This window comes from Collinsella sp. CLA-ER-H10, assembly GCF_040092475.1.
GTDB lineage: Bacteria > Actinomycetota > Coriobacteriia > Coriobacteriales > Coriobacteriaceae > Collinsella.
In genome coordinates, this window is the sequence record NZ_JBBNLM010000001.1 from 188,728 (window position 1) to 205,352 (window position 16,625).

The following is a 16,625-nucleotide window of genomic DNA, read 5'->3' on the forward strand; positions in this document are numbered from 1 at the left end:
ACGGTTTACCTTTGCATTTACTTTCAACCTGAAGGTTAATGTGCGCAGGGGTCGACCCATGCTATGGCTATAACCTTTGTTCGGAGGACCGACATGCACGAGACAGAGATCAACAACTACCTTGCCGTCATTAAGGTGGTCGGCGTCGGCGGCGGCGGTACCAACGCGGTCAATCGAATGATCGAAGAGGGCATCCGCGGCGTCGAGTTTGTTGCCATCAACACCGATGCTCAGGCTCTCGCGATCTCTGATGCCGATATCAAGGTGCACATCGGCACCGACCTTACCCGCGGCCTGGGCGCCGGCGCCAACCCCGAGGTTGGCCGCAAGGCTGCCGATGAGTCCCGCGACGACATTGCCGAGGCGCTCGCTGGCGCCGACATGGTGTTCATCACCTGCGGCGAGGGCGGTGGCACCGGTACCGGCGCTGCTCCCATCGTTGCCGATATCGCGATGAACGAGGTCGGTGCGCTGACCGTCGCCGTCGTGACCAAGCCCTTCACCTTCGAGGGCCGCAAGCGCAAGAAGAGCGCCGAGGAGGGCATTAAGACCCTCTCCGATTGCGTCGACACCATGATCGTCATCCCTAACGATAAGCTGCTCGACATCGCCGAGAAGAAGACCACCATGCTCGAGGCCTTCGCGATTGCCGATGGCGTCCTTTCCCAGGGCACCCAGGGCATCACCGACCTCATCACCGTCCCCGGTATCATCAACCTGGACTTCGCCGATGTTAAGACCATCATGAAGCAGGCCGGTACCGCCATGATGGGTATCGGTACCTCTTCTGGGGACACCCGTGCCGTCGACGCTGCCCAGCAGGCCATCTCCAGCCCGCTGCTCGAGAGCTCCATCGATGGCGCCACGCGCGTACTGCTCTCCATCGCCGGTTCCAAGGACCTGGGCATCCAGGAGATCAGCGACGCCGCCGACGTTGTCGCCAACGCCGTCGACCCCGAGGCCAACATCATCTTCGGTACCGTTGTCGACGAGTCCCTGGGCGATCAAGTGCGTATCACCGTCATCGCTACGGGCTTCTCCGACTCCAACGTCAACCGTCAGGACGAGCTCTTTGCCGCTCAGCAGTCTCAGAGCAAGGCCGCTGCCTCCGCTGAGCCGCAGCGCACCGCTCCGGCCACCAGCCCGGCTCAGGGCGCTCCGACCCGCAACGTCGGTGGCACCGAGCTTCCTAACTTCGGCAACGATCAGTTCGAGCTTCCCGATTTCCTGAAGCGCGGTAGCTTCTAAGTCGTTCTTTGCATTGTTGTGCACAGGGGCGTGTCCGTATGGACGCGCCCTTTTTATTTCGACTTTGTAAACTAGAACCTCCAATCTCCTTACGTTCCCTTTACGATTGCCTCCAGCGCAGCAGGTATCCTTTTAGAGAAGTATGACAGCCGTATAAACGCGGGCTGTAGCGGCGATGCCGCGGTACTTGTGTTATTAGGAGGCTTTAGTATGGCAGCACGTGCGGACAAAGTTTCGCGTGTCGACCATGATGGAGTTACGTTGGTGGAGGGCGCGACATCCGATGTTCGCTTTGCCTTCACCGAGCGCGCCGGTGGCGTTTCCGAAGATGCGTACTCCTCACTCAACTTGGGCTCGCATGTTGGCGATGACCCCTTTGCTGTTCAAGAAAATCGTCGTCGCGCGCTCGAGGCTATGGGTGCCGCCGAGTGCGAGCACAACCTGCTCATTCCCAATCAGGTCCATGGTGACCATATCGTTGCGGTGGCCTCGAACGGCGCCGATGACCTTGAGGACGTCCGCGAGCAGATTGCCGAGGGCTGCGATGCCATCGTCTGTACGGCGCGTAACGTGCCCGTGCTGCTCTGCTTTGCCGACTGCGTTCCCGTGGTGCTGGTGGCCCCTGGCGGATTTGCCGTGGTGCACTCCGGTTGGAAGGGCACGATTGCACGTATTTCTGCCAAGGCGTGCCAGGCGCTTTGCGATGCTGCCGGCTGCGATGCGAGCGACGTTTCCGCCTATATCGGCCCCCATATCTTGGATGACGAATATGAGGTATCCCAGGAACTCATGGATCGCTTTGCCGCCGAGTTCTCGTGCATCGATGCGAGTACCTCTCGCATGCTCGATCTTTCCGCTGCCATTCGCGAGGCGCTGGTAGATGTCGGTGTCGACACGGATAATATCGTGGATACCCAGCTTTCGACCGTGCGTCAGAACGACCGCTTTTATTCCTACCGTAACGAGGACGGCACTTGTGGGCGCCATGCTGCGATCGGCGTGATGCTATGAGAAAGATCGTATCGGTCCTGAGCGCCGCTGTGCTTACGCTTACGCTGTGCGCCTGTTCTTCGGGATCTTCTACCTCTTCCATTACCGTCGCCGGCTCCACGACCTGCCTTCCTATCGCCGAGATTGCGGCCGAGGGCTTTAAGGAGGAGACCGGCATCGACGTGCTCGTTTCCGGTTTGGGTTCTTCCGCTGGCATCGAGGCCGTCAGCGCCGGCACGGCCGATATCGCCAGCTCCTCCCGTGGACTCAATGCCGACGAACAGGATCTGAGCCTGACTCCCATCGTCATTGCCCACGACGGTATCGCGGTCATCGTGAACGACGATAACCCCGTCGATAACCTCTCGACCGAGCAGCTCCGCGATATCTACGCCGGCAAGATCACCAACTGGAAAGAAGTCGGTGGCGAGGACCTGAGGATTCAGGTCATCAACCGAGATGAGGCGTCCGGCACGCGTGAGGCCTTTCGCACCATCGTGATGGACGGCACCCCGTTCGATCGCCGCTCGGCCGTTCTTTCGGGCACGGGCCAGGTGCGCGACGTGGTATCTCGTTCGCGTGGGGCCATCGGCTACATTTCGCTGGGCTTCGTCGATAGCCTCAACGCCAAGACCTCGGTCAAGGCCGTCTCGGTCAATCATGTTGAGGCGTCCGAGAAGACGGTCGCGAACGGCGGCTATCCTATCTCGCGCGACCTTTACTTCTTTGTGAAGGGTGTGCCCTCGCAGCGGGCGCAGGATTACATCGACTACGTGACGTCCGAAAAGATGGACAAGCAGATTCGCGAGGCGGGCTTTATTCCCGTCACCAACGACGAGAAGGGGAGTGAGTAGCATGGAAGCACAGGAAAACTCCCAGACTGAGCAGAATGCTCAGGCGCCCAAGAAGCGCGAGCTGGCGCTCGTATCGCGCAGTACCTATATCAAGGAGAAGGCGCTGAAGTGGATCTTCTTTGCCTGCGCGTTCTTGGCGGTCGTTACCGTCATCTTGATTTTTGTCTTTACCACGTACTCGGCGCTGCCCGTCTTTACCGACATCGGTCTGGCGGATTTCTTTAGCTTTACGTGGGCGCCCTCTGAGGGCCACTACGGCATCTTGTCGCTGCTTGCCGGCTCGGGTCTGGTGACCGTCGGTGCGCTCGCCATGGGCGTGCCGCTGGGCGTGGGTACGGCCGTTTACCTGGTCGAGATTGCCAGCAAGCGCGTGCGCAAGCTCATCAGCCCTGCCGTCGACCTGCTGGCCGGCATCCCTTCTATCATCTACGGCTTCTTTGGCATGATCATCATCCGCCCGTTTATCGCACAACTGACCGGCGGCCTTGGTTTTGGTGCGCTGACGGCGTGGTTTGTGCTCGCCATCATGATCGTCCCTACCATCACCACGCTCACCATCGATGCTCTCAATTCCATTCCCATGGGCATTCGCGAGGCATCGTATGCCATGGGTGCTACTAAGTGGCAGACCATCTATAAGGTCGTGCTACCTGCCGCGAAGCTGGGTATTGTTGATGCCATCGTGCTGGGTATGGGCCGTGCCATCGGCGAGACCATGGCCGTGCTCATGGTCGTAGGTAACGCCCCGGTTATTCCCGACAGCATTGCGAGCCCCATCTCGACGCTCACGAGCCAGATTGCGCTCGACATGAGCTATTCCTCGGGTCTGCACCGCTCGGCGCTGTTCGGCATGGGTGTGGTCCTGTTTATCATCTCCGCCACGCTGGTGGGCATCGTCCGTCTGATTTCCAAGAAGAAGAGGGGGTAGGCTATGTCCGATTCCGTTGACACGACGGTCGATACGACCTCGTCGCGCGAGCGCATCAAGCGTGCCCTTTCCCACGGCAAGAAGGGCCGCATCAACAAGGACCTGTCCAACAAGATCATGCTTGGCGTGTTCCGTGCCGCTGCCTACATCACCACGCTGGTGCTGGTCGCTATCATCGCCTACGTGGTCATCAACGGCCTGCCACACATCTCGCTCGACTTTATCTTCGGTTGGCCCCAGGGCGTCAACGCCGAGGGCGGTATTTGGCCCACGATCGTCTCGACCGTCTACGTGACGGCGCTCGCCATGCTTATCTGCACGCCGATCGCTGTGCTGGCAGCCGTCTATCTGGCCGAGTACGCCAAGCAGGGCAAGGTCGTCGAGCTCATTCGCTACGCTGCTGACGCTTTGGCCTCGGTGCCCTCCATCGTTATGGGCCTGTTTGGCTACGCCTTGTTTGTCGAGGCTATGGGCCTGGGCCTTTCGATGGTCTCTGCCGCTCTGGCACTCGCGCTCTTGATGCTCCCCATCGTCATGCGCACCACCGAAGAGGCCATTCGCGCCGTTCCGCGCTATATCCGTTGGGGCGCGTACGGCCTGGGCGCCACCAAGTGGCAGGTTGTCTCCAAGATCGTGCTTCCTTCTGCCTTTGGCCGTATTGCCACGGGCATCGTCCTCGCCATCGGCCGTGCCATTGGCGAGACCGCGGTGGTGCTCTACACCATGGGCCAGGCCATCAACCTGCCTATTTCGCCGCTCGATTCCGGCCGCCCCATGACGGTTCACCTGTACCTGCTTGCCAACGACGGCATCAACATGAACGCAGCCTACGGCACTGCGCTCTTGCTGATGGTGATCATTTTGGCCTTCAACCTGTTTGCGCGCTTCCTGTCGCGTAAGCGTCGCTAGTTAAGGAGTCCCATGTCCGTTTATCAGTCCGCTCCCGCGTTGGAGCAAGCGGCCATTACGGCCAAGGATTTCAACTTTTGGTACGGTGACTTTCATGCGCTGACGGGGCTTGACCTCAACATCGCCAAAAACGCCATCACCTCCTTCATTGGCCCTTCGGGCTGCGGCAAGTCGACGTTTTTGCGCTGCATCAACCGCATGAATGACCTGATCGAGGGTACGCGCGTCGAGGGCACCATGACGCTCGACGGCAACGATATCTATGCCGAGGGTGTCGACCCGGTCGACCTCCGTCGCCGCGTGGGCATGATCTTTCAGCAGCCCAATCCGTTTCCCAAATCCATCTACGAGAATGTCGCCTTTGGCCCTCGTCTGCAGGGCGTGACTAGCAAAAGTGACCTCGATGACATCGTGGAAGAATCGCTCAAGCGCGCCAACCTCTGGAAAGAGGTATCCAATCAGCTCAACAAGGATGGTTTGGCGCTCTCGGGCGGTCAGCAGCAGCGTCTGTGCATCGCGCGCGTGCTTGCGGTGCAACCCGATGTCCTTCTGATGGACGAGCCCTGCTCCGCCATCGACCCCACGTCCGTCTCTAAGGTCGAGGATCTGATGGCCGAGCTGGCGCCCGAGATGACGATCATCATCGTCACGCATTCAATGCAGCAGGCAGCTCGCATTAGCGACTACACCGCATTCTTCTTGCAGGAAGTTGCCGGCGAGCCCGCTACGCTCATCGAGTATGGTCAAACCGACGCGATCTTCACCAGCCCGGTGGACTCGCGGACGGAAGACTATATCACCGGCCGCTTTGGCTGATCGGTGCGACTAGTCCCAAGCCGATCGGATCTGGTCCGGTGCGTATTCACTGTGCGGGCGGCATGACCGCACCCAACTGATTGGAGTGAACCATGCGCAAACTGTTTTCCCGTCAGCTCATCGAGGCCCGTCACGAGATGCTGAGCATCTACGAGGCCGTCGATCTGGCCCTCCACGATGCCGTGAAGGCCTATGTGACCGACGACCGCAAGCTCGCCACCAAGACCAAGAAGCGCACGCTTTCGATTGACGCACGCTGCGCCAACCTGGAGGCCGTCTGCTACAACCTGATTGCCACGCAGTCACCGGTCGCCTCCGACTTCCGCTTGTTGCAGACGATCATCTACGTCGACTTTAACCTGCAGCGCATGACCGATAAGGTTCGCCAGATTTGCCGCGCCACGCGTCATATGATCAAGGCCGACATCTCGCTGCCCAAGGAGCTTGTCGGCACGGTCGAGGCCGAGGCTGAGGCCGTCTACCAGGTGCTGGGCTCTTCGCTTTCTGCGCTCGTCACCAACGACATGTCCATCATCTGCAACTTGGCCGTCGAGGACGAGCCAGTGCACGCCGCCTACGAGAAGTTCTTCCGCACCTTTAACCGTATGGACACGGGCGATTTTATGGACGACGACAGCAACTATGACGACCTGCGCCGCGCCATCATGGTATCGCGCTATCTCGATCGCATCGCCTCGATTTCCATCGATGCCGCCTGCCGTCTGACCTTCCTGTTGACCGGACAGCGTATGACTGCCGGTGATATCGCCTGCACTGATGAGGATGAGCTCGAGAGCATGCGCGTGCCTTCGGGCGAGGGTGTTATCATTAGGCCCGCCGTCGATGCACGCTACGTTGCCAAGGTGCCCGTTAACGAGGTCAGCGAGGGTCTTCGCTACCTGCTCGATCATCTTGAGGATGAGGACGATGGCGAGGACGACGAGGAGTAAGTAACCCCGTTCGTCGAAAGATTGTAAATACCTAAGTGAGCGCGGCCTTGCACATGCGGGGCCGCGCTCTTGCGTTAGCATGGGACTACTTGTTTGGCTGTCAGCGGAGGCGATTGGCAATGGATAACTATTTGGACTTGATGCGCGCTCGCCGCGAGCAGATTCTGGAACGTTTTTATGCGGCGCTCGATCGCGCGGGCCGTCCCCACGACGCCGCGAGCCTCATTGCCGTGTCCAAGACCGTTGGTGTCGATGAGACCGTTGCCGCCATCCAGGCGGGGTATCGCCATTTTGCCGAGAACCGCCCGCGGGAGCTGGTTCGCAAGCTCACGGGTCTGGCGGAGCATCCGGAGCTGCCCGAGGTGCGCTTCGATATGATCGGCAACCTGCAGACCAATAAGATCAATGCGGTGCTGGGCTCAGCCGAGCTGATTCACTCGGTGGGTTCGCTGCATCTGGCGCAGGCGATCTCGAGCCGTGCTGTTCGCAAGATTGAGGCAGGCGAGCTCGTCGGCCCCCAGCGTGTGCTCATTGAGGTCAATGTGAGTGGTGAGGAGTCGAAGGGAGGCTTTTCACCCGATGAGATTCGCGCCGCCGCGGGTGAGCTTGCAGAACTTGAGGGAATTTGCGTACAGGGGCTTATGACTATGGCGCCCCGGGGGAATAAGGATGTGGCACGCCGCACCTTTGCGGGGCTTCGTGAGCTGAGGGATGAGCTGGAGGCGGCGCATCCCGATTTGAACCTGCCTGAGCTTTCCTGCGGTATGAGCGAGGACTTTGAGTCTGCCCTTGAGGAGGGCTCTACGCTCGTTCGCCTGGGCAGGGTAGTATTTAGCCCGGAGTTTGCAGTAAAATAAGGCTCTGAAGTGCGCACTGATTATCGGGGCGCCTGCACTAAACCGCGAGAGGACACAACCATGGGCTTCCTTGACGAGATTAAAAATAAGATGCACCTGGGCGGCCAGCAGGGTTACGACCAGGGTTATGGCCAGGACGACGACTACGGCTACGATGACGGCTACGACGATGGCTATCAGAACAACGGCTACAGTGGTGCTTCGGGCGAGGGCTTCTACACCCAAGACGAGCCGAGCAACGGCCTGCTTGGCCAGACGCGCCGCGGTGAAGCTGAGTCGGTTGCCGTGTATACGCGCTCCGGTCAGCTGGTCGGCGATGACTCCCGCCATGCCACGACGTATAACCCGCCTTCGCGCTCGCAGGACAGTGTTGCGAGCGGTTATCGTCCTGGTGCCTATGACACGCCGTCGAGCTACGCCGAGAATACCCGCGCCCGTGCCGCCGCTGCACCCGCGCCTGCACCGAGCGATGCCTCGGCCTATGCGAGCAATATCATCAACGCCACGCCGCAGCTGCCGGCCTATGTCCTGCGCCCCGAGAGCTATGACGACGTGGAGACCGTGGTGCGCCGCGTTCGCACCAAGCAGCCTGTCGCACTGATTTTTGTGGGCGTACGCACCGAAGTTGCCAAGCGCGTCTTGGACTTCTCTTACGGCTTTGCCTGCGGTCTGGGTGCCACGGTCAAGGAGGTGGGCGACCGCGTGTTCATGGTGCTGCCCGCCGGTTGCGAGGTCAAAGATTCCGATCTCAAGAAGCTTCGTGCCGACGGCTACCTTAAGTAAAGACAAGACGAGGAGATTCCCATCAACATCTACACTATCGTCCAGCTGGTCAACACGCTGTTCAACTTCTATTCCACGCTCATTGTCGTCTACTGCTTTATGACGTGGATTCCCATGAAGCAGGGTGGTTTGCTTCAGGATATTGCCGCGGTGCTTGATAGCGTGTGCGGTCCGTGGCTCAACCTGTTCCGTCGTTTCATCCCGCCGATGGGCGGTATCGATTTTTCGCCGGTCGTTGCGATTATTGCGTTGCAGTTGGTGCAGAGGCTGGTTCTGCAGCTTCTTATAGGTATACTCGTGTAGAACTGACTTAGTAACTTACGTCGGGCGTGTAGCGCCGAGGCGATGAAAAAGGAGACTTGTTATGGCTATTACCCCTGCAGACATCCAGGCTCAGACTTTCTCTGAGGCCAAGCGTGGCTACGATCCTGCCGAGGTCGACGTCTTCTTGGAGACGCTGTCCTCCGAGGTTGACGCTATGCTCGCCAAGATCGTTGACCTTAAGGGTCGTCTGACTGCTACCGAGCAGCAGCTTGCCGATGCACAGGCTCAGCTTGCCCAGGCTCAGGATACCGCCGACCAGGCCGTTCCTGCCGCCCCCGTGGCTGCTCCCGCCCCTGACTTCTCCGCTCAGGAGCGCCAGATTTCCGCCGCCCTGATCGCTGCCCAGCAGACCGCTGAGACCATCGTCAACGATGCCAACGAGAACGCTGAGCGTATCCGCAACGAGGCTGACGCCAAGGCCCGCGAGGTTATCCGCCAGGCTCTGACCGAAAAGCAGGCCGAGCTCGAGGAGATCGATCGTCTCAAAGCTTCCCGTGAGGAGTTCAAGGCCGAGTATCTCAAGCTCATCCAGCACTTTATGGACGATGCCCAGAACTCCTTCCCGGCCGATCTGATGGCCTCTACGCCGGTCGGTTCTGCCGCTTCTCCTGCGGTGACTGTTCCCGCCGAGCCGCTGCCCGTCGCTGACCCGGTTGTCCCCGTGGCCGATCCCTTCGCCCCGATCGACAACTTCGCTGCCGACGACCTGGACTAACATTCGGCCTACAATTTAGTGCCTAGAAAGGACCCGCAGCTTGCGGGTCCTTTTTTATGACTGTACCGGGGCGCGCAACATAAAAAACCGAGCCCTGCACATAGTGGCGCAGAACTCGGCGAACCGGTGAGCGGTCAAGGATAGGTTTTAGGGCATGTCCCAAAATCTACTTGAGGAGGAAGTCGGAGAGGGGAATGGTACGGGCCTCGCGATGCTCGGAATCGGCGATGTGGTCGGCAGGATATCCGCAGACGAGCATGTGATAGGGATAGACGCCCTCGGGCAGGTTGAACTGCTCCTGTGCCACCTCGGGCTTAAAATGGCATACCCAACACGTTCCCAGGCCCTGCTCGGTGGCCTCCATCATCATCTGATCGCAGACGATCGAAGTATCGATGGCACTCGAGTTCATCTGATCATACGGGCGCACCCAGGCATCATCGGTAACGCTGCAAATAAGGAAGATAAGCGGAGCGCCAAAGATAGACCCATCACGAGCAAACCGAGGCTGACAAGCAGCTGCCTTCTCCAGAAGCTCAGGCGTATCCAACACCATCACACGGGTTGGATGATTATTACAAGCAGAAGGAGCAATACGCCCAGCCTCAACAATGGCATCCACCACCGACTGCTCAACAGGACGGTCTTCAAACAAACGACAAGAATACCGAGAACGAGCCAAATCCAAATAACTCACAACCAAGCCCTCCAAATTCAACGAATCAATCCAAATAAACCAAAGGGTACCCAAAGCCCCATCCAGCCAAACGTTTAAGGCGGTCCCAAAGTTCCCAATCAGGCCCCAAGGCCCTGCCAACAAAAGCCCCATCGCTTTCAAAGTATCAGCCAAAGTTCCCAATGGTGGTACGTAAGGGAGCGGGCCCGACCACTGATAACCTTTTGAACGACTCTGCTTGCAGCCGGAGTGAAAAAGGTTATCAGTGGTCGGGCCCGCGACCGGTGGGACACGTACCCCCAATTAACTGTTCTTCATGACAATCGAATCCACAACATCGGCCACATTCTCGCAGCAGTCGGCGCAGTACTCCAGGAAGGCGTAGACGTCACGCCAAGCGATGACCTCGAGCGGATCCTTGCCGTTAACGTGCAGGTTGCGCATGGCGTTGATGTAGAGCTCGTCGGCCTCGGACTCGATGGTGTTGATCTGGATGACCAGCTCGCGCAGCGTTTTGGACTTGCGGTAGTTGGGAAGCTCGACCATCAGGTCTTTCATGGCGCGGCAGGCGTCAGTCACCTTGTGGGCGATGACGATGGCGTCGGGATGGATGCTCTGAATGTTGGTGAAGTAGACGCGCTGCACGACGCCCTCAATACGGTCGAGCACGGTGTCGAGCGCGCAGCTCATCAGATCCAGATCCTCGCGCTCGAGCGGGGTGATAAAGGCGGTGAGCAGGGCGTCTTCGAGCTCGTGGTGCTTCTTGTCTGCCGCATGCTCAATCGCATGCATCTCCTCGAGCATGTCGTGGATCTGCGCGGGATCAAAGTTCTCAAAAATCTTGATGAGCAACTCTGCGGCCTGGACAGCAAGGTCGGCGCAGGCGACGTAGTTGTCAAAGTAGAACGAATCGGGTTTCTTTGCCATGGGTGGGTCCTTTCGAGGCGAAGACGGGTGGGCGAAGTGTTGCGGTCCAGATGGACGTTCGGTTTGACTAGAGGAACATCATGAACAGCTTGGCCATGACAAAGCTGATGAGTCCGCAGGCGGGGAAGGTGAAGAACCAGGTGAACATCATGTCCTTGACGACGCCGAAGTTGATGGCCGAAAGGCGCTTGACGGCACCGACACCCATAATGGCGCAGGTTTTGATGTGCGTGGAGGACACGGGGATGCCGGTAAGGGTGGCAAGTAGCAGGTTCGCGGCGCCCGCGAGGTCGGCGGAGAAGCCCTGATACTTCTCGAGCTTAACCATGCTCTGGCCGACGGACTTGATGATGCGCTCGCCGCCCACGCTGGTGCCGATACCCATGGTGGCCGAGCACAGCAGCATAATCCAGATGGGGATGCCTGCATCGCCGACGCTCGTCTGGCCGCTGGCAAAGGCCACGCCTAAAAAGAGCACGCCGATGAACTTCTGTCCATCCTGCGCGCCGTGCATAAAGCTCATGGCCGCAGCGCTCGCGATCTGAGCGTATTTAAAGAAGACATTGGCACGTCGCCTGTTGGCGGCGGCGAAAAGGATCGAGACGAGCTTGCACAGGACCCAGCCCATGACAAAGCCCAGGCCTATGGAGAGCGCCAGGCCGTAGATGACCTTCATCCACTCGTGGACGTTGACGCTGCTCGCACCGCCGAGGGCGATGGCGGCACCGGTCAGGCCGGCGATAAGGCTGTGGCTTTGCGAGGTGGGGATGCCAAAACGCGACGCTGTGGCGCCGTAGACGACGATGGAGAACAGCGCCGCGCATAGGCAGGCGAGCGCCATGGTGCTGTTTCCGCCAAAGTCGACGATATGTGAGATGGTGTTGGCGACGCTCGCGTTAAAGTGCGTCATGATGAGCACGCCGAGGAAGTTGAATGCGGCGCTCATGAGAATGGCGGCGCGGGCGGGCATGCAACGCGTAGTGACGCAGGTCGCGATGGCGTTGGGCGCGTCGGTCCATCCATTGACGAAGATGGCGCCCAACGCGAGGATCACGGTGACGGCAAGGACTGGGTTCGACACAATTTGGCCGAGGAAGGTTGAGAACGTTACGTCCATATATGGGCTTTCTCGAAGTTTGCAGACACGTTACAAAAACATGATAAATCGTATCACCTCCTGCGGGTCTCTTTACCGAGTTCTGATGGGAGAAGTGAACTTTTTGGCACTAAAATTGAATATTAGCCCTGTTGACCGCGGGTGTTCTTTTTGCTAACACGCCATGCGGACACGTGCGATTACTACGACACTCCAAAACCACAGTCTGTTCGCTTTACAACATGCAAACATGCGTTCGATAATAGGAGGCATGGAATATCGACAGACAGACGGCAAAACTCGGCGCGTGCACAAGCAGTATGTGGACGTCGTGGCCCGCATCCTCGCGGGCGGACAGGTCGTGCCGGTCACCGTCTGCTGGGTCGACGGCCGTTGTTTTACGATCGACGAAATTATCTCGACCACCGGGTTTGGCCTGATGGTCCACGGCATCCGTACGGCAACATATAAGGTGCGTTTTGGCGGGCACGCGACCGAGTTGTATCTGGAGGACCAGACGCGCGAGCGGGCAGACGGCTCGCAGGCACACGTGATGCGTTGGTGGGTCTGGGCCTTTGATCGTACGCTTGAGGGCGAGCGCCGTAGGTAAGGACGTACGGCATTCGGGTACAATGACAGGAATCTTGTCAGCTACTGCGCTGTCGCGGCGCTTTTGAAAGGACGAACCTATGAACGATATCCAGGGCTATCAGAACGGCCCCGTCGAGAGCGGCGCAAGCCGCGCCAAGGAGATGTCGCCGCGCGCGTACAATCTCGCCATGTCTGCCCTGATCTTCTTGGGCTTTTGCGCCATGGGCGCCGGTGCCTACTTTACGAGCACCATGTCGTTTGCGCGCATGATGATGAGCGGCGCCGCCCTGCCGCTGGTCTTTGGCTCGTTTATTTTGACCATCGTCGGCATGGTCATGATGTCGGCCGCCGCCAGCAAGCAGTCCGTGGGCCTGTCCCTTGTGGGCTACGTAATCTTTGCGAGTACCTTTGGCCTGACCGCGTCGTTTGGCCTTGCCAACTACGACCTGCCCACCATCAACACTGCCTTTATCGCCACGGCCGCCATCACCTTTGTCTTTGGCGCCTTGGGCGTGACGTTCCCCAAGTTTTTCCAGCGCGTATATGGCATCGGTTTTGGCATTCTGCTCGCAACTATTCTGGTTGAGATCGTGCTGATGTTCATGGGCGTCTCGCAGACCATCACCGACCTGATCGTGATCGTGGTGTTCGCCGGGTTTATTGGCTATGACACCTATGTTGCCACGACGGTGCCGCCCACACTGCCCAATGCCGTGCTTATGGCCTCTAACCTGTTCGTGGATATTATCAACGTGTTTTTGCGCATTTTGAACATCCTCGGCCGTCGCGATTAAAGCGCGGCATTGCGACGCTTCCTGCCGGACACGGTAAAACGATGCGAAAGGCGGTCCTTCGGGGCCGTCTTTTTTGTGCGCGGCGGGGTATCATGGATGGGAAAAAGCCGATAGCGGCAGCGACAGGAAAGGTGGCCACGTATGGCAGACGTCGACAACAGGAACCGTAACCGCAGGTCCAACCGAGCGGGTCAGCCCAATCCCAAGCGCGAGGCCCGTGCCAAGGCCGCCGAGCGTCACGTGGCAACTGTGTCCGAAGCGTGCGCCAAGGATATCGAGCGTTCGCTTGCCGGTGTTCGCGAGTTTGACGGTATGCCTGCCGGCTTTGTCGCGGCGATGAAGGCCAAGGTTCAGAGTGCTGTGGCCACCGAAGAACAGGTTGCCGAGGACGTCGAGGGCGCGGAGGCTGCCGAGGTCGAGGCAGCTCCTGAGCCCGTCGAGGAGCCTGCCGAGGAAATCGCCGAAGCTGAGTCCGCGCCTGCTGAGGAGCCTGCTGCGTCCCTGCCTGAGGTCACCGTGCTCGATGCCTCCGCCACGCAGGCCATCTTGGACAACGGTCGTGGCTATGCGCAGTTCTGCGACATGGCCGTGCTCGCCTTTGCCTCGTTCACCAACCCGGGCGGTGGCTATATTCAGGGTTATCTGGGCCAGGAGGCCACACTGTGCGCCGATTCGTATCTGTACAACGTTCTCGATAAGCAGCGCAAATGGTACGGCGAGAACCGTCGCCGCAACATCAACTGCGAGCTCTATCGTAACCGCGCCCTAGTGGTGCCTGCGGTGCGCTTCGACCGCAACCACGTGCATGCATACGCCGACGTGATCGTGGCCGCCGCGCCCAACGTTAAGCGCGCCCGCCAGGAGTATCGCGTGAGCGACGATGCTCTGCTGGATGCCCTGCGCGACCGCATTCGCTTTGTGCTTGCCATCTGCGACGAGCTGGGTCGCGAGAAGCTCGTGCTGGGCGCTTGGGGCTGCGACAACAACGGCTTTGACGCCGAGGCCGTGGCCGAGCTCTTCCGCAAGGAGCTCGCGTCGGGCGACTTTAAGGTCAAGCAAGTCTTCTTTGCCGTGCCTTCTACGCGCTGGGATGAGGATTTTGCCAAGTTCGAGCACGTGCTGGCAAACTTCCCCGAGCGCAACGAGGAGTCCTATGCCCAGGTTGCCGCTCGCGCTGCGGCAGCTCGCGCCGCCGAGCAGACCCAGGCTGCTACCGAGGATGATGAGGACGAGGACGATTGGCGCAAGTACCTGTAATTGGTACGTGCTGACAGATAGGTCGAGCCGGCGGGAGAGGCTGCTTCCGTCGGCTTTTTACTGAGCGAGGGGCTTACGATGAAAAACGTTCTATGCTTTGGCGACAGCAACACCTATGGTTACGATCCGGCGGGCATGCGCGACGGCACCGCGGTGCGCTATGCGCAGGATGTGCGCTGGTGCGGCGTGGCCCAACGTGACTTAGGCGAGGGCTGGCATGTAATTGAAGAAGGCCTCAACGGCCGCACGACGGTACGCGACGACATGTGCCATCTGGACACCAATCTTAACGGCATCCGCGCACTTCCGATGCTGCTCGAGGCCCATAAGCCGCTGGACGCCATTGTGATCATGCTGGGCACCAACGACTGTAAGACGGTCTTTAACGTGACAGCTTCCGATATCGCCCGTGGCGCCATGGCGCTGATTCGCGCCGTCCGCGCGTTTCCGTGGACCGACGCTGCGCCTTGTCCGCGCATTCTGCTGATGGCGCCTATCAAGATTAAGCCGCAGATCGCCGACGTATATATGACCGATTTTGACGAGCATTCCGTAGAAGCCTCGGAACATTTTGGTGAGTACTACGCGCATGTGGCTGAGCAGTTTGGCTGCGACTTTTTGAATGCCGCCGACTTTGCCGAGCCGGGCGATATCGACTATCTGCATATGATGCCCGAAAGCCATGAGAGCCTGGGTCACGCCGTGGCAGCCAAGCTCCAAGAGATGCTCGGAGAGTAGCGCGACCCCAAGCCACCACAGAAGTTCCCCTTGTGGTGGCTTGTTTCGTTGCTTTGTCTCGATCTGTAACATCTAGGGTCGATTTTGCCGAGTTACTGTTACAGATCGAGATTTTCTTCTCTGCGGAATTTGAATGTCTCAATCTGTAACAGGTGAGCCGAAAAATGGGCTCTAACTGTTACGGATCGAGATGTTTGTGGGAACCACCGCAAAGGTGCCTGTCCCCTTTGCGGTGGTTTTGGGCTGCAAATCTTAATACTGCCACATGTGATTGACGGGGCCGGAGCCTTTGCCCATGTTCAGGCCGGCGGCGAGAGCGCCGGTTAGGTAGGCCTTGCCGGCGTTGACGGCGTCGGCAAGATCCATGCCCTGGGCCAGCGCGCAGGCGATGGCGGACGAGAGCGTGCAACCGGTGCCATGCGTGTTGCCGGTCTCGATGCGCTTGTGGCGGAACCACGTGGTGAGCGGATCGCCCAGGTGGTTGCCCTCGTCATCGAGCGGCGCGGGCTCTGCTAGCACATCGTTGGCCTCGTTGACAAAATGCCCGCCCTTAACGAGAGACGCGCAGCCAAAGCGGCGGGTGAGAAGCATGGCGGCATTTTGCTGAGTGCGCTCGGAATCGACCTCATAATCGAGCAACGCCATGGCCTCGGGAATATTGGGCGTGATGACGGTCGCCAGTGGGAACAGGCGGCGTGTAAGTGCTTCGGCGGCGTCCTCTGCGATCAGACGAGCACCCGAGGTGGCGACCATGACGGGGTCGACGACGATATTTTGTGCGTCCCAGGCACTCAGACGGTCGGCGATAACCTCGATAATCTCGGCAGAGGAGACCATGCCGATCTTGACGGCACTGGGGCGGATATCGTCAAAAACGGCATCGATTTGCGCCGCGACAATATCCGGGGAGATGTTTTGCACGGCGGTGACACCGAGCGTGTTTTGTGCGGTTATGGCTGTGATGGCCGTCTCGGCATACAGACGGTGCGCCGTGATGGTCTTGATGTCGGCCTGAATGCCGGCACCACCGCTGGAATCTGATCCTGCGATGGATAGAACGGCGGGTACCTTACTGCGATCCATGTTCGCTCCCTTGTTCGGTCGGATTCAAATGGGTCTTCTGCCTGCATTATAAAGTTGCCCGGGCCGGCTGTATGTCGAACCCGGGCGGG

Annotated in this window: 19 protein-coding genes; 15 read left to right on the plus strand and 4 right to left on the minus strand. The window is 59.2% G+C overall.

Features of this window, described 5'->3' with window-relative positions; translation table 11 throughout:
• Window positions 1–93 precede the first annotated feature (93 nt).
• From ftsZ to AAAX36_RS00910, 11 genes are all read left to right on the plus strand, one after another.
• The gene (ftsZ, locus tag AAAX36_RS00860) at window positions 94–1,248 is read left to right on the plus strand and encodes a cell division protein FtsZ (protein WP_349073689.1); all 1,155 of its coding nucleotides are present in this window, start codon (window positions 94–96) and stop codon (window positions 1,246–1,248) included.
• A 210-nt stretch (window positions 1,249–1,458) separates the two neighbouring features.
• A complete protein-coding gene (locus AAAX36_RS00865; RefSeq protein ID WP_349073690.1) occupies window positions 1,459–2,259 on the plus strand; it encodes a polyphenol oxidase family protein in 801 nt (266 codons plus the stop codon).
• Window positions 2,256–3,092 carry a phosphate ABC transporter substrate-binding protein gene (locus tag AAAX36_RS00870; RefSeq protein ID WP_349073691.1) on the plus strand — a complete coding sequence of 279 codons (837 nt, stop codon included), beginning with the start codon at window positions 2,256–2,258 and terminating at the stop codon, window positions 3,090–3,092. The genes AAAX36_RS00865 and AAAX36_RS00870 overlap by 4 nt, the downstream gene beginning before the upstream one ends.
• A 1-nt stretch (window position 3,093) precedes the next feature.
• Window positions 3,094–4,020 (plus strand): phosphate ABC transporter permease subunit PstC, encoded by a 927-nt coding sequence (pstC, locus tag AAAX36_RS00875; protein ID WP_195361173.1) that lies wholly within the window; start codon window positions 3,094–3,096, stop codon window positions 4,018–4,020.
• Window positions 4,021–4,023: 3 nt separating this feature from the next.
• On the plus strand, window positions 4,024–4,929 hold the full coding sequence (pstA, locus tag AAAX36_RS00880; RefSeq protein ID WP_006234250.1) for a phosphate ABC transporter permease PstA: 906 nt from the start codon (window positions 4,024–4,026) through the stop codon (window positions 4,927–4,929).
• Window positions 4,930–4,941: 12 nt separating this feature from the next.
• Window positions 4,942–5,745: a phosphate ABC transporter ATP-binding protein PstB gene (pstB, locus tag AAAX36_RS00885; RefSeq protein ID WP_006234249.1), complete on the plus strand. Its 804-nt coding sequence runs from the start codon at window positions 4,942–4,944 to the stop codon at window positions 5,743–5,745.
• Window positions 5,746–5,837: 92 nt separating this feature from the next.
• A complete protein-coding gene (locus AAAX36_RS00890; RefSeq protein ID WP_349073692.1) occupies window positions 5,838–6,695 on the plus strand; it encodes a PhoU domain-containing protein in 858 nt (285 codons plus the stop codon).
• Between the two features lie 119 nt (window positions 6,696–6,814).
• Window positions 6,815–7,552, plus strand: coding sequence for a YggS family pyridoxal phosphate-dependent enzyme (locus tag AAAX36_RS00895; protein WP_349073693.1), 738 nt, complete (start codon window positions 6,815–6,817; stop codon window positions 7,550–7,552).
• A 60-nt stretch (window positions 7,553–7,612) separates the two neighbouring features.
• Window positions 7,613–8,335 carry a cell division protein SepF gene (locus tag AAAX36_RS00900; RefSeq protein WP_006234245.1) on the plus strand — a complete coding sequence of 241 codons (723 nt, stop codon included), beginning with the start codon at window positions 7,613–7,615 and terminating at the stop codon, window positions 8,333–8,335.
• A gap of 57 nt (window positions 8,336–8,392) precedes the next feature.
• On the plus strand, window positions 8,393–8,638 hold the full coding sequence (locus tag AAAX36_RS00905; RefSeq protein ID WP_227790178.1) for a YggT family protein: 246 nt from the start codon (window positions 8,393–8,395) through the stop codon (window positions 8,636–8,638).
• Between the two features lie 61 nt (window positions 8,639–8,699).
• Window positions 8,700–9,374: a DivIVA domain-containing protein gene (locus AAAX36_RS00910; RefSeq protein WP_148346099.1), complete on the plus strand. Its 675-nt coding sequence runs from the start codon at window positions 8,700–8,702 to the stop codon at window positions 9,372–9,374.
• Window positions 9,375–9,540: 166 nt separating this feature from the next.
• Here the strand turns inward: AAAX36_RS00910 and AAAX36_RS00915 are convergent, their stop codons facing one another.
• The 3 genes from AAAX36_RS00915 to AAAX36_RS00925 all read right to left on the minus strand — a co-directional run bounded on the left by AAAX36_RS00915 (window position 9,541) and on the right by AAAX36_RS00925 (window position 12,094).
• Window positions 9,541–10,071: a nitroreductase family protein gene (locus tag AAAX36_RS00915; RefSeq protein ID WP_349073694.1), complete on the minus strand. Its 531-nt coding sequence runs from the start codon at window positions 10,069–10,071 to the stop codon at window positions 9,541–9,543.
• Window positions 10,072–10,353: 282 nt separating this feature from the next.
• Complete coding sequence (locus AAAX36_RS00920) at window positions 10,354–10,977, minus strand: DUF47 family protein (RefSeq protein ID WP_117655140.1); 624 nt, start codon at window positions 10,975–10,977, stop codon at window positions 10,354–10,356.
• 67 nt (window positions 10,978–11,044) lie between these two features.
• Window positions 11,045–12,094, minus strand: coding sequence for an inorganic phosphate transporter (locus tag AAAX36_RS00925; protein WP_006234237.1), 1,050 nt, complete (start codon window positions 12,092–12,094; stop codon window positions 11,045–11,047).
• Window positions 12,095–12,344: 250 nt separating this feature from the next.
• On the opposite strand from AAAX36_RS00925, the gene AAAX36_RS00930 reads away from it, so the two are divergent.
• The 4 genes from AAAX36_RS00930 to AAAX36_RS00945 all read left to right on the plus strand — a co-directional run bounded on the left by AAAX36_RS00930 (window position 12,345) and on the right by AAAX36_RS00945 (window position 15,453).
• Window positions 12,345–12,683, plus strand: a complete 339-nt coding sequence (locus AAAX36_RS00930) for a hypothetical protein (RefSeq protein ID WP_117746758.1) — start codon at window positions 12,345–12,347, stop codon at window positions 12,681–12,683.
• Between the two features lie 79 nt (window positions 12,684–12,762).
• On the plus strand, window positions 12,763–13,458 hold the full coding sequence (locus tag AAAX36_RS00935; protein ID WP_055286094.1) for a Bax inhibitor-1 family protein: 696 nt from the start codon (window positions 12,763–12,765) through the stop codon (window positions 13,456–13,458).
• A 141-nt stretch (window positions 13,459–13,599) separates the two neighbouring features.
• Window positions 13,600–14,715: a TIGR02452 family protein gene (locus tag AAAX36_RS00940; RefSeq protein WP_215693652.1), complete on the plus strand. Its 1,116-nt coding sequence runs from the start codon at window positions 13,600–13,602 to the stop codon at window positions 14,713–14,715.
• 78 nt (window positions 14,716–14,793) lie between these two features.
• Window positions 14,794–15,453, plus strand: coding sequence for an SGNH/GDSL hydrolase family protein (locus tag AAAX36_RS00945; RefSeq protein ID WP_117843475.1), 660 nt, complete (start codon window positions 14,794–14,796; stop codon window positions 15,451–15,453).
• 252 nt (window positions 15,454–15,705) lie between these two features.
• Here AAAX36_RS00945 and thiD read toward each other — a convergent pair whose 3' ends face one another.
• Window positions 15,706–16,536: a bifunctional hydroxymethylpyrimidine kinase/phosphomethylpyrimidine kinase gene (thiD, locus tag AAAX36_RS00950; RefSeq protein ID WP_349073695.1), complete on the minus strand. Its 831-nt coding sequence runs from the start codon at window positions 16,534–16,536 to the stop codon at window positions 15,706–15,708.
• Between the last annotated feature and the right edge of the window lie 89 nt (window positions 16,537–16,625).

Coding starts and splice junctions, on each gene's coding strand:
- AAAX36_RS00870 (WP_349073691.1), top strand. CDS start 2,256: ATGAGAAAGATCGTATCGGTCCTGAGCGCCGCTGTGCTTACGCTTACG.
- AAAX36_RS00900 (WP_006234245.1), top strand. CDS start 7,613: ATGGGCTTCCTTGACGAGATTAAAAATAAGATGCACCTGGGCGGCCAG.
- ftsZ (WP_349073689.1), top strand. CDS start 94: ATGCACGAGACAGAGATCAACAACTACCTTGCCGTCATTAAGGTGGTC.
- AAAX36_RS00865 (WP_349073690.1), top strand. CDS start 1,459: ATGGCAGCACGTGCGGACAAAGTTTCGCGTGTCGACCATGATGGAGTT.
- AAAX36_RS00940 (WP_215693652.1), top strand. CDS start 13,600: ATGGCAGACGTCGACAACAGGAACCGTAACCGCAGGTCCAACCGAGCG.
- pstB (WP_006234249.1), top strand. CDS start 4,942: ATGTCCGTTTATCAGTCCGCTCCCGCGTTGGAGCAAGCGGCCATTACG.
- AAAX36_RS00935 (WP_055286094.1), top strand. CDS start 12,763: ATGAACGATATCCAGGGCTATCAGAACGGCCCCGTCGAGAGCGGCGCA.
- AAAX36_RS00930 (WP_117746758.1), top strand. CDS start 12,345: ATGGAATATCGACAGACAGACGGCAAAACTCGGCGCGTGCACAAGCAG.
- pstA (WP_006234250.1), top strand. CDS start 4,024: ATGTCCGATTCCGTTGACACGACGGTCGATACGACCTCGTCGCGCGAG.
- AAAX36_RS00920 (WP_117655140.1), bottom strand. CDS start 10,977: ATGGCAAAGAAACCCGATTCGTTCTACTTTGACAACTACGTCGCCTGC.
- AAAX36_RS00890 (WP_349073692.1), top strand. CDS start 5,838: ATGCGCAAACTGTTTTCCCGTCAGCTCATCGAGGCCCGTCACGAGATG.
- AAAX36_RS00945 (WP_117843475.1), top strand. CDS start 14,794: ATGAAAAACGTTCTATGCTTTGGCGACAGCAACACCTATGGTTACGAT.
- AAAX36_RS00910 (WP_148346099.1), top strand. CDS start 8,700: ATGGCTATTACCCCTGCAGACATCCAGGCTCAGACTTTCTCTGAGGCC.
- AAAX36_RS00925 (WP_006234237.1), bottom strand. CDS start 12,094: ATGGACGTAACGTTCTCAACCTTCCTCGGCCAAATTGTGTCGAACCCA.
- pstC (WP_195361173.1), top strand. CDS start 3,094: ATGGAAGCACAGGAAAACTCCCAGACTGAGCAGAATGCTCAGGCGCCC.
- thiD (WP_349073695.1), bottom strand. CDS start 16,536: ATGGATCGCAGTAAGGTACCCGCCGTTCTATCCATCGCAGGATCAGAT.
- AAAX36_RS00895 (WP_349073693.1), top strand. CDS start 6,815: ATGGATAACTATTTGGACTTGATGCGCGCTCGCCGCGAGCAGATTCTG.